The organism is Agrobacterium sp. 22-3639C2, from assembly GCF_053522105.1.
The window spans coordinates 485392-499951 of sequence record NZ_JBNWDB010000002.1 but is presented as its reverse complement, the minus strand read 5'-3'; the positions used below and the strand labels follow the sequence as shown (position 1 = coordinate 499951).

Below are 14560 nucleotides of genomic sequence, written 5' to 3'. Positions count from 1 at the left end.
AGTGGATCACGCGAATTTCGTGCGTTTTCAACGTATGCGTGAAACGTACCGTGCGACGGTGTGGTCGAACCATGTCCATGAGACTTCAGCCACGGCTCCGTCCTGACCCTGGCTCAGGCGAAGGACACGCGGCACCGACGCGCCGGGTTTCTGGCCGAATTGTGCAGGCGCCCATTCTGGCACTTCCCCGAGGTCGATGCGGTCTTCTGCCTTCGATATCCAGAGATTGAGGCGGGTGCGATAATAGAGATAGAGCGATTCCGACAGGTTCTCGATGGTAATCGTGTCGACATAGGAACCGTCTAGCCAGATCTCCTCGATTGCCGCCGGTTTCCCCGCGATACGCCTCAGGCGGCGGATGCGGTGGCCTTCCGGCGATGTGCCAAAGGCGGGCAGGGTGGATGGCTTGGCAAGGCGCGCAACATCCAGCACCTCCGCCGTTGGCAGGCCACCGCCCTCGATCATCTCCAGCCGGAAGAAGGCATAAACGCTCTGGGGATCGCTGACCGCGCGGATATAATTGCCGGAACCCTGCACACGCTCCAGCAGTCCACGCTCCTGCAACTCCGCAAGCGCCTTGCGAAGCGTGCCGACAGCAATGCCGAGATCGGCTGCCATATCCCTTTCGGGAGCAAGCTTTTCACCATCTGTCAGACGGCCCGCAGCGACTTCGCGCACCAGCATTTCGGCGATCTGCAAATACATAGGCAGGCTGCCGCCCGTGTGTTTCATGATTCTATCCCCTCCGCAAAACAAAAATTGATACATCATTGATTTACATATTTCTTGATGTTATGCAAGAAAAACGAGAGCGGCCTTGAGGAGGAATTGCATGACCGTCGTACCCGTTACATCCGCTGATCTCGATGCTGCCGAGGTCTCCTGGTTTTCTGCCCTTTGTTCCGATGATTACGCCTATCTGGGCGTGCCGGATGGCAGCCTGCGCTCCAGCTTCGAACATTGCTCGGATATCGTCAAAAAGGCCGAGGAACTCGGTTTTCGCAACATTCTCTGCCCCTCTTCCTATCAGGTCGGCCAGGACACGTTGAGCTTCGTGGCGGGTTGCGCTCCGATCAGTGACCGCATCAATTTTCTTGCTGCAATCCGTTGCGGCGAAATGCAGCCGATCATGCTGGCGCGTACGGTGGCGACGCTCGATCACATGCTGAAGGGCCGCCTGACGCTCAACGTCATCAGCTCCGATTTTCCCGGCGAGGTGGCTGACAGCGCGTTTCGCTACAAACGCAGCCATGAAGTCGTGCAGATTTTGCGCCAGGCCTGGACCCGTGACACGATTGACCATGACGGCGAGATATACCAATTCAAGGGTGTCTCCACCGAGCCTGCACGTCCGTACCAGCAGAATGGCGGTCCGCTGCTCTATTTCGGCGGTTATTCGCCGGATGCGCTGGAGCTGTGCGGCGCGCAATGCGACGTGTATCTGATGTGGCCCGAAACGAAAGACCAGCTCGCAGACCGCATGCGCGCTGCCCATGAGCGTGCCGCAGCCCATGGCCGCACGCTGGATTACGGCCTGCGAGTCCACATGGTCGTGCGCGATACCGAACAGGAAGCGCGTGAATATGCCGAGCATCTGGTTTCGAAGCTCGACGACGAATATGGCCAGCTGATCCGCAACCGCGCCCACGACAGCGGCTCACTCGGTGTATCGCATCAGGCGCGGGCCCGGGAACTGGCCGACAAGTTCGGTTATGTCGAACCCAACCTGTGGACCGGCATCGGCCGGGCGCGCTCCGGCTGTGGTGCAGCGCTCGTCGGCTCTACCGACAAGGTCCTTTCGGCGCTGGAGGAATACCAGAAAATGGGTATTCGCGCCTTCATCCTCTCGGGTTATCCGCATCTCGACGAGGCTGAACACTTCGGAACCAAGGTCCTGCCGCAAATGAAAACCTGCTCCCTGCCGCATGCATACGGCCGGGTGCCTTCTGAAACACCTGCCACGCCGCTGGGCAACGGGGAACGCCACTGATGGAACGTATCGCTCTTTCTGAAAACCTGGAACTTAGCCGCATCGTTTACGGCATGTGGCGCATCGGCGACGATGCTGATACTTCGCCTTCCCATGTACAGGCAAAGATCGAAGCCTGCCTGGCGCAGGGCATCACCACCATGGATCAGGCTGATATATATGGTGGATACACGGCGGAAGCCATTCTGGGTGCCGGCCTCAAGGCAGCTCCATCCCTTCGCGACAAGATCGAGATCGTGACGAAATGCGGCATCGTGGCGCCAGCCGGGCGTCACTCAGCCGCCCGCGTCAAGCATTACGATACCACGGCTGGCCATATCAACGCTTCAGTCGAGGCCTCCTTGCGTGACATGGGCACAGATCGTGTCGATCTGTTGCTGATCCACCGGCCCGATCCGTTGATCGATCCCGAAGAAACCGGCAAGGCGCTCGATGCACTGGTAGCTTCCGGCAAGGTCAAGGCCGTGGGCGTTTCCAATTTCCGCCCGTGGGATTTCGCCCTGCTGCAATCGGCTATGAGCAATAGGCTGGTTACGAACCAGATCGAAATGAGCTTGCTTGCTACCGATAGCTTCACCAATGGCGATCTGGCCTTCCTGCAGGAAAAGCGCGTTTCACCGATGGCATGGTCGCCGCTTGGCGGCGGTTCGCTGTTTTCCGGTGCGCATGGTGGAACCATGGCTGCCCTGCAGCGCATCGGCAACGAGCAGGGCGTCGATGCCACTGCCGTTGCCATCGCCTGGCTGCTGCGGCATCCGGCAAAGATCGTGCCCGTGCTCGGCACCAACAATATTCAGCGCATAAAAACGGCGGCCGATGCCCTGCGCGTCACCATCGACCGCCAGACCTGGTTTGAGCTTTACACACTTGCAATTGGAAGCGAGGTGCCGTGATGACAGTCGCAGAAGCGATCAAAATGCCGAATGAGCACGTATTTGTTCCCGGCGGCGAAAACAGCCGCAGCTTTCGCAATGCGCTCGGCGCTTTCACCACCGGCGTAACGGTGGTGACGGCAACGACGCCCGAAGGGCCGATCGGTATGACGGTCAACAGCTTCGCGTCGGTATCGCTCGATCCGCCGCTGGTGCTGTGGTCGCCTGCCAAAAATTCATCGCGCTATCCGGCCTTCAGCGGCGCAACGCATTTCGCCATCCATGTGCTGAGCGCAGATCAGGACGTGCTGAGCGCCCGCTTCACCCGCAACGGCCGCGCATTTGACGATCTTGACTGGGAAATCAACGACGAGGGCGTTCCGGTCATTCCGGGCACGCTCGCCCGTTTCGAATGCCGGCAGGCGGCAGCCCACGATGCGGGCGATCACACCATCATCGTCGGCGAAGTGCTGCGTGCCGCCCACCGCGATGGCGATCCCCTGTGCTTTTCAGGCGGAGCCTTCGGGCGGTTTTCAAAGCAGTAGGCAGAACGGGATTTTCCCGTTCGATCTCGGTAGAGATTTACTCCAGCCATCTGTTGCTTATTTAACGGAGCGCGCCTGTCGTGCTCCGTTTTTGTTTCGTCTGTCAGTAAAAACCACGCTTTGCGCTGTTCATACTGGAAATCATCTTTCAAACTGGCGTAGTTGATCTGATTCACAAAATGATTCGCTCGATCAAAGGAAGACCGCACGTCGCGCGGGTTAGGGAGACTGAATGTCCGCTTGTTTCTGCCATGTTTCGGAAGGGGAAACCTGTCCGACAGCAGAAATGTGCGCAGCAGCGCCAAGCAGGTTTTTCCCTGGTGGGGCAACGGGGCTTCTTGTCCTCATATCCTCACTTTTCACCGCGCCGGTTGTCGTCGCCGACACCTTGCAGTGGACAGGCTCTGACGGCGAAGACTGGGTTACCGCCTCGAACTGGGGTCCATCGCAACGTGTTCCCAATGCCGGCGATGAGGCGATCATCAATTCTTACGGTCCGATCATCAACATAGGAACAACCGCTGAAGTGCAGCAACTGGCGATAGGCAATGCTGCGGGCGCCGGCACGCTGGTGGTTCAGGGCGGCTTGCAGACGAAATCCGTCATTCTCGGAACGGCCAGCGGAGCGACCGGCTCCGCCACATTCAGCGGCGCAAACTGGGCGAATGAAAGTACCATCATTGTTGGTGGCGACGGCACGGCCACCCTTCTTCTGTCACACGGCACGACGGCATCGTCGGAAAACATCCATGTTGGCAAAAGCGGGACGGGAAGCGGCTCCGTCAAGCTCGACAACGCATCTACACTGAGGATCGCCGATACGGTTCTTGTGGGTTACAGCGATCCGCTATCTTCCGCAACTGGCGGAAACGGCTATCTGGATGTGCTTGGCGCCAGCGCGCTGCAAAGCGCCAAAGGCCTGCTGGCCAAAGATGCCACTACCGCAGGGACGGCCCTGGTGTCGGGTGCGGGCAGCCGCTGGACCATGTCGTCGGACCTCGTTGTTGGTGGTGCGGGCGTTGGCACGCTCACCATCACCGGCGGCGGCACGGTCACCAGCCGGACGACCACGGTCATCGCCGATCTGGCTTCTGCGGACGGAAGTTCCGTGACGGTAAGCCGTCTGGGCTCCGCGCTGCAAAGCGGCGGATCGCTCGTCGTTGGCAATTCGGGAGCTGCAACGCTTCTCGTAGAGGCCGCAGGGACCGTAACCAGTGGCGAGGCCATTGTCGGCCGCCATTCGGCAAGTGAGGCGACTGTCACCGGCGACGGCTCGAACTGGAGGACCGGCGACCTGCAGGTCGGCGGCGATGTCGCCGATCCGGGCGGTGCCGCCGGCAATGGTAAGCTCAACGTTATGGCGGGTGGCTCCGTTGATAGTACGACGGCGCGGCTTGGCGTTGTGGCGGGTGCAACGGGCGCTGCCGCCGTGGATGGGCAGGGCTCGGTCTGGACAGTCAACCGTGGCGATCTCGAGGTGGGTGTGAGTGGCACGGGTTCGCTGGCGGTTACGGGCGGCGGCCTTGTCGATGCAGCGAATATTATCATCGGAGCAAATGCCGGTGGTACCGGTTCCGCCCGGGTATCCGGTGCCGGCAGCAAATTGCAAAGCCGCGCCGATCTCAATGTCGGCCTTGACGGCAACGGTTCCATGACCGTCGAGGCCGGTGGCACGGTGGAAAGCCGCGACGGCTATGTTGCGGCCCATGGCGGTTCCACTTCCACCGTAACGGTGGCGGGCAACGGATCGAGCTGGGCGATGACCGGAACGTTTTTTGTCGGATACGGAGGCGGGACTACAGGAAATGTGTCTGTCAGCGCCGGCGGCGGTATCAAAGCTGCCAAGGTGATGCTCGGTGATCTTGCCGGTTCCTCCGGCACGATGACGATCACAGGATCGGGTTCGAACGTCACCGCTTATATCGACAACGGCGTTGTGAACTCCGGCTCCGTCGATGTGGGTTTTGAAGGTTCCGGAAGCTTGACCGTTACGAACGGCGGATCACTTGATGCCTATGATCTCTATGCGGGCAGTGCGGCGGGATCGAATGGAAACGTTCTGGTAAGCGGTGTGGGATCGCGCGTTGCGGTTGGCAATCTCATGGTCGTCGGCGATGCCGGAAACGGTTCCGTTGAGATAACCGGCGGAGCCTCGCTGGCTGCGCCCACTATTCTCATTGCCGCATCGGCGGGTTCCACAGGCGTGCTCAACATCGGAGCTGCCGCGGGCCAAACCGCCCGCTCAGCCGGTGCGTTAGAAGCGCGCACGATTGCTTTCGGTGCAGGCAACGGCAGCATCGTCTTCAACCATTCCGAGACCGGCTATATACTCTCAGCCGATATTTCAGGTGCGGGCAAAGTCGTTGCCGAAGCTGGCGTCACAACGCTTGGCGGCAATAACAGCTATTCCGGCGGCACCACGATTTCCTCCGGCACGCTGAAAGGCAACTCAAAAAGTTTCGGCTCGGGCGGCATCGCCAATGATGCGCAACTCGTTGTCGATGGTGCCGGCACGCTTTCCAATGCCATCAGCGGTACTGGCACCTTTGAAAAGACGGGCGATGGCAATCTGGTCTTGACCGGAAATAGTACCTATACGGGCACCACTGCGGTTTCCTCTGGAAAGCTCAGCGTCAATGGCTGGCTTGCAAGCGCTGTTTCGGTCGGTACCGGCGCGACACTTGGCGGCTCCGGCACCATCGGCGGCCTGACCGTCGGCTCGGGTGGCACGCTCGCGCCCGGCAATTCGATCGGCACGCTGGCTTCCACGGGCAGCGCAACATTTGCTAGTGGCTCTCGCTATGAGGTTGAAATCGACGCCGCCGGCAATTCCGACAGGCTTGCCGTGACCGGAACCATCACCATCGACAATGATGTCAGTCTTGTCGTTACGTCGCTGGCGAACCAAACTGCCTATAGCCTCAGCACCCGCTACACGATCCTGACGGCAACGGGTGGAATTACCGGTACGTTTTCAAGTGTCGGCGAAAATTTCGCCTATCTGACCGCAATGGTAGCCCGGAGTGCTGACGACGGCAGCACCTATCTTTCCTTCGCCCGGGCATCACCGGATGCCGGCTTTCTGGCCGCTGAAACATCGACGGCCAATGCGCGCGGGGCCGCCAACGCCATAGAGGCGCTTGGGGAAAGCTCGCCGCTCTACGAGGCGGCCGTGTTTCTGCAACAGGGCGAAACCCAATCCGCCTTCGCGCAGCTTGCCGGGGAAATTCATCCCTCGCTTGCCATGGCTTTGATCAACCGCAGCCAACTCACCCGCGATGTCATTCTCAACCGGCTGCGCAGTGCTTTCGAAGGTGTCGATGCGCGCCCGATCCTACCGGTCGCCTATGCTGAAGGCGGATCAAACCCGTTTGACATTGACGAGGGTTCACTCACGTTCTGGTCCAGTGGTTTCGGCTCTCGCGGCCGCACCGATGGTGATGGAAACGGCGCATCGGCCGACATGAAGGGCGGCGGCGTCCTCTTTGGTATTGACGGAGATTTGGCTGATGGCTGGCGTGCCGGGGTGGCCGCCGGATACGGCCGCGATGTGATCAGCCAGGGTTCTCCTGCGGCATCTGCTGACGTGGACGGCTACTATGTGGCGGGTTATGCGGGCAAAACAATTGGCCCTGCATCCCTGCGTCTTGGTGCAACCCACGCCTTTCAGGATGTCGAAACGCGCCGGGCGGTTTCCTTTTCAACATTGAAGGAGGACCTAACCGCTGGTTACGACGCTTCCACCACGCAGGTCTTTGCCGAAGCCGCCTGGCGGTTCGATTTCGATCTCACCCATATCGAGCCTTACGCCAATATCGCTTACGTGAATACGCGGACGGATGCTTTCCGGGAGATGGGCGGTATCGCCGCCGTCTCTTCGGGTGCCGTCAGCCACGACGAGTTTTATTCGACGCTCGGGGCGCGCATCAGCCGTGACATTGCGTTGGAGGGGATGCTTGGACGCGCGATGCTCGATATCGGGTGGCGTCATGCCTATGGCGATCCGATGATGGAGAGTGCACTGTTCTACGATGGTGGCAGTGCGTTTTCTGTGACAAGTGCTGCCATGGCGCGCGACGTGGCATTGATCAATCTGGGGCTTAGCTACAATCTCAACCCATCCGCGACCTTGACATTCCGTTACGGCGCGGTTTTTGGCGCGGGTCTTCTGGATCAATCTGCTTCAGCCCAACTTGGAGTTCGTTTCTGATGAAGCGCAGTCAAAACACGCTTTGGAAAACGGCTCTCACGGTGTTCCTGTCCGCCGGTTTGGTGGCGGGCGGTGCTCCCGCGCAAGATGCAGAAAAAAAGGCGGACGCGCCGTTGCGTGAGGTTCACGGGAGTTGGCAGCTTGCTTGCGTCGCGCCTGCGAAAAAAGATGATAATGACGCCAGTAAGCCGGTGGCGGAGACGGAAAAACCGCTCTGCGCCATCGCTCAGGTCCAGCTTGAGGAGAAGACACGCAAACTGGTCGTCTCCGTCGAGTTCCGGCTTGATGATGTCGGGACGCCGGGTAAGCTTTCCGGCACCGTGGTCATGCCTTTCGGCCTTGCCGTCACAAAGCTGTTTTCGGTAAAATCCGGAAATGTGCGGTTGCAGGAAGTTCAGGTCAGCACGTGTCTGCCCGTGGGCTGCATCGTTTCCTTCACGCCGTTCGTCGAACTTGTAACCGCGCTGAAGGCCGGACAAACCCTGACAATAGAGGCCCCCGATCTGCAGGGCCGAACGGTTTCGTTCCAGTTGCAGGGACAGGGATTTTCCGAGGCACTGGAGCGCCTCGGAAGCTTGCATTAGAGCATTTCCGGTAGAAACCGCATCGCGGTTTGTGTCCGGAAATGCGTATCTACGATCTATGCCGCGACGGAATCGGGTTCGCTGGCACTTTCCGGCTTTTGCGGTTCCGCGTGTTTTTTAGCCGATGTCTTGCGCGAAAACAGCCCGGTGAGGTAGGTACCCAACCTGTCCATTTCCACGAAGATGACCGGGGTGATGAACAGCGTCAGCAATTGCGAGACGATGAGACCACCGACCACGGCAACACCAAGTGGCTGGCGCAGTTCCGAGCTGGCGCCTGAGCCGAGGGCGATGGGCAGGGCGCCCAGCAGCGCGCAGAAGGTCGTCATCATGATCGGCCGGAAACGGCGCACGCAGGCTTCGTGGATGGCGCTGGTGGGCGGTTCGGCCTTTTCGCGGATCAGTTCCACCGCAACGTCGATCATCATGATCGCGTTTTTCTTGACGATGCCGATCAGCATCAACAGCCCGATCAGCGCAATGATCGAGAAATCCATGCCCATCACCTTCAGCGCCACCAGCGCGCCAAAAGCCGCCGCCGGCAGACCGGAAAGGATGGTCAGCGGGTGGATGAAGCTTTCGTAAAGCACACCCAGCACCACATAGATGGTCAACACCGCCGCAAGAATGAGGATGCCGGTATTGCCCTGGCTCTGCTGGAATATTGCCGCCGTGCCGCCATAGCTGGTGAACACGTCCTGCGGCAGGCCGATGGTGGTTTTGATCTGGTCAATACGGCTCGTCGCATCCGAAAGCGCCACGCCATCCGGCAGGTTGAAAGAGACGGTCGTAGAAACGAGCTGGCCCGTCTGGTTGATGGTCACCGGCGCCTGCGTGCGGGTGAGGGTGGCGAAGTTGGAAAGCGGAACCAGAACACCCGATTTTGCCGAGAGAATGTTGATGTCGCTCAGGAAATCGTCATTCCACTGTTTCGAGCTGTCGAATTCGACGATCACATCATAGCTATCACCGGTCGACTGGATTTGCGCCGCCGTATAACCGCCGAACGACATTTCCAGCGTCTTGCGCAATTGGTCGTTGGTAATGCCGAAGGCGGCTGCCTTTTCCGGGTCGACCGAAATCGTCGCCGCAATTGCGCCGTTCTGAGCGTCGGAATTGACGGCGGCGAATGTGCGGTCGCGGCGCATCGCCTCCATCAGCTTGTTCGACCATTCATTGGTCGCGTCGGCGTTCAGGCCCTGAATGACGAGTTGGTATTGGCTGGCGGAGCTGCGCCCGCCCAAACGTAAGCTTTGCTGGGGATTGATATAGGTGCGGATGCCCGCCACCTTCGATGTCGCCTGGCCAAGTTCCGCCAATACCTGGCTTAGCGGTGCACGCTCTTCCTTCGGCTTCAGCTCCACGAACATCGAGCCGTTATTCAGCGGGTTGCGGGAATTGCCGCCGACTGTAGAGGTCACATGCACCACGGCCGGGTTCTTGCGGATCTGATCGGCCACCTGCGCCTGAAGATCGCGCATCGCGGTATAGGAAATGTCCTCACGCGCCTGCGTCGACACGGAAAGGCGACCGATATCTTCCTGCGGGAAGAAGCTGGAAGGCAAAGTCTCGAACAGATAAAGCGATGCTGCAACCGACGCCAGGAATGCGCCCAGAACCACGCGGCGATGGGAAAGGCACCAGCCGACGGCCTTGCCATAGAGGCGAAGCGTGCGCTCGAAGCCGGCGTCGAACCAACGGATGATGGCCGGCGGTCTGGAGGAATGACCCGAAAGCCTTGAGGCGAGCATGGGCGTGACAGTCAGCGAAACCAGCGCCGACGCCATGATTGCCAGCGTTACCACCATGCCGAATTCGTTAAACAGCCTGCCGATCACTCCGCCCATCAGCAGAATGGGAATGAACACTGCAACCAGTGAGATGGACATGGACAGAATGGTGCCGCTGACTTCCGCGGCGCCCTGAAGGGCCGCCTCGCGCATTGTCAGGCCTTTTTCTTCGTGCAGTCGCAGGATGTTTTCCAGCATGACGATCGCATCGTCCACCACAAGTCCGACCGACAATGTCAGTCCGAGTAGCGAGATATTGTCGATACTGTACCCCAGAACATACATGGCCCCGAAGGCGGTAATCAGTGATAGCGGCACGGCAAGGCCCGGAATAATGGTCGCCGTCAGATGCCCGGTGAAGAGATAGATAACCGCGACCACCAGCCCGATGGTGAGGAGCAGCGTGAACTGTACGTCGGCAATCGCGTCCTTGATCGCGGTCGAGGCGTCATTCATGACGTTGATATTGACCGATGGCGGCAATTGCTGGCGCAGCGCAGGTAACTTGGCCCGGATGGCATCCACCACATCAACGGTGTTGGCGTCCGGCTGGCGCTGCACGGCAAGAACGATCGCCTGTTCGCCATCGAACCAACTGCCGGCATTGGGGTTGTCGATACTGTCGGTGACATTGGCGATATCGTCGAGATGGATGGAAGCACCGTTGCTTGTCGCCACCACCAGCGAGCGGAAGGCCGCCGCATCGGTGCGCTGGGTGTCTGCCTCTATCGTCAGGCGCTGGTTGTCGTTCTGCAACGCGCCCACGGGCACCTGATTGTTCGCCTGCGCGATGGCGGTTGTGACGGTATCGACGCCAAGCCCTCTTGCCTGAAGCTGCGAGGGATCGAGGCCAATGCGCACGGCATAGGTCTGCGCGCCGTAGATACTCACCTGCGCGACACCGGAAATGGTTGAAAGCAGCGGCGAGATGATATTCTCGGCGATTTCATCCACCTTGCTGGTCGGCATCTCCTTGCTGTTGATGGCAAGCAGCAGTACCGGCGCATCGGCCGGGTTGGTCTTGCGGTAACTCGGCGTTGTCGTCATGTTGCTTGGCAACTGCCGCTGTGCGCGCGAGATCGCCGCCTGAACATCTGCTGCCGCTGCGTCGATGTCACGGTTGAGATCGAATTGCAGCACGATGGAGCTGTTGCCCAGAGTGTTGGTGGCGCTGATTTCGCTGACACCCGGAATGGTCTCGAACTGCTTCACCAGCGGCGTGGTGACTGAGGTGGCCATGGTTTGCGGCGAGGCGCCCGACAGCGACGACGAAACGCTGATCGTCGGAAAATCGACTTTCGGCAGCGCAGCGACGGGCAACAGGCGGAAACCGGCAAGCCCGGCGAGCACGAGGCCGATGGCGAGAAGGGTGGTTGCGACGGGTCGGTTGATGCAGAAATTCGGGATCATGGGTTACCCACCTGTTCCTGCTGCGAAATATTGGCGGCCAGATTGGCGGCCGCGCCGCCCTTGTCCGAGAATTGCTCGACCACCTGTTGACCGTCGGCAAGTCCCGACTGGCCTTCGATGATCACATGCTCGCCGCCGGTGAGGCCGCTGGCAATGGCTGTCATATCGCCGTTGGAGCGGGCAACCTCCACGGTCGTCATATGAACACGGTGGTTGTCATCGACGGTGTAGACGAAATTACCCTTCGGCCCCGGCCGCACGGCAACCGTCGGCACGACGATCATCTCCGCGTCGGAGACGAAATGAGCCGTGACGTTGACGGACTGGCCGGGCCACAACAGCCCGCGATCGTTCTTGAATTCCGCTTTGGCAAGTACGGTACCGGACGTTTGGTCTACGACGTTGTCGTAAAAACGCAGCATGCCGCTCATGGGCTCGCCGCCGGTTGCCGCCGGGTCTACATCGACCGCCGTGTCCTTCTGAACGCCTTCGCGCAATTGCGGCAGGTAGCGCTGCGACAGGCGAAAACTGACAGAGATGGGATCGTATTTCGTGATCGTCACAATATTGATGCCAGCGCTGAGATAGGCACCGGGGCTGACGGTAACATCGCCCAGTCGCCCATCGAAGGGCGCACGGATCTCCATATGTTCGAGCGTTACCTGGTCGGAAGCAAGCGTCGCCTTGTCGGCATCGATTTTTGCGGCGGCGCTGTCCCTGGCTGCCCTTGCCTGATCCAGCACCTGCTGGGACTCTGCGCTCTGCTTGACCAGATTGGCGGCGCGCTGGAAGGCGGCTTCCGTCTGTTCCAGCGTTGCCTGATCGGCAGCGATATTGGCCTTGTCCTTGTCGACGGCTGCGCGGGCGATACGGTCATCCATCTTGAGGATCAGATCACCCGCCTTGATATGCTGGCCGTCCCTCGCGGAGATTTCCGTGACGAGACCGGCCTGAAGCGGCGCTATATTGGTGATGTCGGCGGCAACCGCCCATCCCGTCGCCGTAGCGTCCATTGGCAACGTCGCCTTGTTGACGGCGATGGTGCTGACGGTAGGCGGCCCGCCATTGCGCCGCCCGCCACCTTGCCTCTGGCCTGTCTGCTGGCCGGCTTGACCGTTCTGCGACGTCTGGCCCTTCTTGCCGGCAGATCCATCGGCCGTTGCCGTTTCTGCATGTGGCGAAACGCTGGCGAATTGTTTGAGATAGGGAATTCGATCAAGGGGCAGGCGATCTTTAAAATACCACGCGCCGGCGGCTGCGATGGCGAGAACGCTGAGGGCGGTCCAGAAACGTTTCATCTGACGGTTCCGCAAAATGAGAGCAATACATGTTTCCCGAACATGTTCGGTAAGCCCTGGGAGCAGCTTTAGCTCCCACAAGACACCCAATGCGCTGCAAAATCACCTTAAACTTTTGTAATGGCAGCGACGATGTCTGCCGTCATGTTGCCTTGCGAAACAAGGGTTGTGGCGGTTTTGGGCATGTGCCCGTCGCCGGGCTCGATGCACGGAACTTGACCCCAATCGTGACCAAAATAAAAAGCCGCCTCGTTTCCGGGGCGGCTTTGAACAGGAGCGGCGAGTTGCCGAGGGTCAGAACGCCCGGATGGCGTTGCGCGTCGCAAGCACATCCTCGGAGACGTTGCCGGCCGTTGCGGGAACGGAGCCGACGAGGTCCAGGAACTTGTAAAGTTCGGTTGCCTGCGAGTTGGTGACGTAGATGATATCGCGATCCTGCATCGGGAATTTCGTGGTGGCAAAGAAGGTTGAAGGATCGCGCAGGTTGGCGCGGAAGATGACCGGAACTTCCTGTCCCGGGAACTTCGACATGTCGATGCCAAGCTTCACGAGAAGATCGCGTTTGACGGTACGATAGACATAGACCTGCGCAGGGTCTGCGCGGGAGTCAAGCAATCCGCCCGCCTTGCCCAGTGCATCCGAGAGCTTCAGCGCGGCGTCCTCAAATTCGAAACGACCATTGAGGCCGGAGGCGCCGAAAGCGAGATAGGTGCGGCGTTCACGCTCCACCATGACCGTGTCGCCCGGAACCACATAGATGTTCTCGGAAGGCGTGCTGACAAGGTGATTGTAGTTGACGCGCGCGGTCTTGCCGCGACGGATCAGCGTGACATAGGATTCGATATTTGGGGCGCTGAGGCCTTTTGCATAGGAGATGACGTCGAGAACGCGGTCACCCGCTTCTGAAAGCTGGACCTTCGTCGGCTCCTTGACGTCGCCAAGCACCGATGCCTGTGCGGAGCGGCTGGAAATCTTGGTGATGAGGACCTGCGGTTCGATGGCCCGGTTGGCCAGACGCTCCTCGATCTCGCTCTGCACATCCTCGACATTGCGGCCTGTTGCGCGGATCTTGCCGGCATAGGGAACGCTGATATTGCCTTCCCGGTCTACCGTCTGGTTCGGCAGGCTGATGAAGTTGCCGGGACGGCTGCCCGCATCGTTTGGAATGAAAAGTCCGCCCGCCTGGCTTTCGAAGATTGCGACCTGCACCACGTCACCAACGCCCATCGGCAACGCCGGAACACCACCCTTGCCGCCGCCGAAACTGCCGAGCAGGGTAGCGGTGGTGGTATCGCCGACATAGTTCAGGACGGAACTGTTGATATCGATGAGAGCGTAGTCAACGCCCGCAGTTTTCTTTTTGTCCTTGGAACTGAATTTCACTGAAGCGTTGGATTCGATTGTTGCCGCATCGGGGCCTGATGCCGCGGTCACGGTGCACCCCGCAAGTGCTGCGGAGGCAAGCAGAATCGAAACATTCAATAAACGCATTTGGTCCTCAAAATAAATTTCGTCCGAAAAAAGAAACAAACCGGACATCGTATAGTTTTATAAAAATCGGCACTTCATATTTGACACCGGTAAATCAAATCTCAACCGGGCATTACATCCGTTCAGCAGAATCGTGTCACGAAATGTCTACGCTGGCATCAGGCTTATTGCCTAACTTAAGGCGATGCTTCAAGTTAAGTCGTCGCTCGATTGCGCCGGAAAATCCGTAACATTCACAATCTTCACGAACCCGAATGGCGTCAGTATCATCGTTCTTCTATATTCAATCGGACGGCATAATCACTGCGATTACCGCATAGCGCTAGTGCAGTTTTGTCACGCTTGCCCAGTTTCTTTCATGTTTGACTTA

At 59.3% G+C, this 14560-nt stretch carries 9 protein-coding genes; 5 read left to right on the top strand and 4 right to left on the bottom strand.

Annotation, left to right across the window (positions count from 1 at the left end; genetic code table 11):
* Window positions 1-27 precede the first annotated feature (27 nt).
* Entirely contained in the window at window positions 28-732 is a 705-nt protein-coding gene (locus ACQZ6D_RS10005) for a GntR family transcriptional regulator (protein ID WP_003510818.1), read from the bottom strand.
* 100 nt (window positions 733-832) lie between these two features.
* On the opposite strand from ACQZ6D_RS10005, the gene ACQZ6D_RS10000 reads away from it, so the two are divergent.
* The 5 genes from ACQZ6D_RS10000 to ACQZ6D_RS09980 all read left to right on the top strand — a co-directional run bounded on the left by ACQZ6D_RS10000 (window position 833) and on the right by ACQZ6D_RS09980 (window position 8201).
* The gene (locus ACQZ6D_RS10000) at window positions 833-1990 is read left to right on the top strand and encodes an LLM class flavin-dependent oxidoreductase (RefSeq protein ID WP_003510817.1); all 1158 of its coding nucleotides are present in this window, start codon (window positions 833-835) and stop codon (window positions 1988-1990) included.
* Window positions 1990-2883, top strand: coding sequence for an aldo/keto reductase (locus ACQZ6D_RS09995; RefSeq protein WP_065687744.1), 894 nt, complete (start codon window positions 1990-1992; stop codon window positions 2881-2883). Before ACQZ6D_RS10000 ends, ACQZ6D_RS09995 begins: the two co-directional genes overlap by 1 nt.
* Window positions 2883-3407, top strand: coding sequence for a flavin reductase family protein (locus ACQZ6D_RS09990; RefSeq protein WP_013761544.1), 525 nt, complete (start codon window positions 2883-2885; stop codon window positions 3405-3407). The genes ACQZ6D_RS09995 and ACQZ6D_RS09990 overlap by 1 nt, the downstream gene beginning before the upstream one ends.
* Window positions 3408-3639: 232 nt before the next feature.
* On the top strand, window positions 3640-7617 hold the full coding sequence (locus ACQZ6D_RS09985) for an autotransporter domain-containing protein (RefSeq protein ID WP_448729895.1): 3978 nt from the start codon (window positions 3640-3642) through the stop codon (window positions 7615-7617).
* Window positions 7617-8201, top strand: a complete 585-nt coding sequence (locus ACQZ6D_RS09980) for an invasion associated locus B family protein (protein ID WP_065687742.1) — start codon at window positions 7617-7619, stop codon at window positions 8199-8201. Before ACQZ6D_RS09985 ends, ACQZ6D_RS09980 begins: the two co-directional genes overlap by 1 nt.
* A 56-nt stretch (window positions 8202-8257) precedes the next feature.
* Here ACQZ6D_RS09980 and ACQZ6D_RS09975 read toward each other — a convergent pair whose 3' ends face one another.
* The 3 genes from ACQZ6D_RS09975 to ACQZ6D_RS09965 form a co-directional block, all read right to left on the bottom strand.
* Complete coding sequence (locus tag ACQZ6D_RS09975) at window positions 8258-11401, bottom strand: efflux RND transporter permease subunit (RefSeq protein WP_448729894.1); 3144 nt, start codon at window positions 11399-11401, stop codon at window positions 8258-8260.
* Window positions 11398-12699 carry an efflux RND transporter periplasmic adaptor subunit gene (locus ACQZ6D_RS09970; RefSeq protein WP_111789803.1) on the bottom strand — a complete coding sequence of 434 codons (1302 nt, stop codon included), beginning with the start codon at window positions 12697-12699 and terminating at the stop codon, window positions 11398-11400. Before ACQZ6D_RS09970 ends, ACQZ6D_RS09975 begins: the two co-directional genes overlap by 4 nt.
* 294 nt (window positions 12700-12993) lie before the next feature.
* Entirely contained in the window at window positions 12994-14190 is a 1197-nt protein-coding gene (locus ACQZ6D_RS09965; protein WP_013761539.1) for a polysaccharide biosynthesis/export family protein, read from the bottom strand.
* Window positions 14191-14560 lie beyond the last annotated feature (370 nt).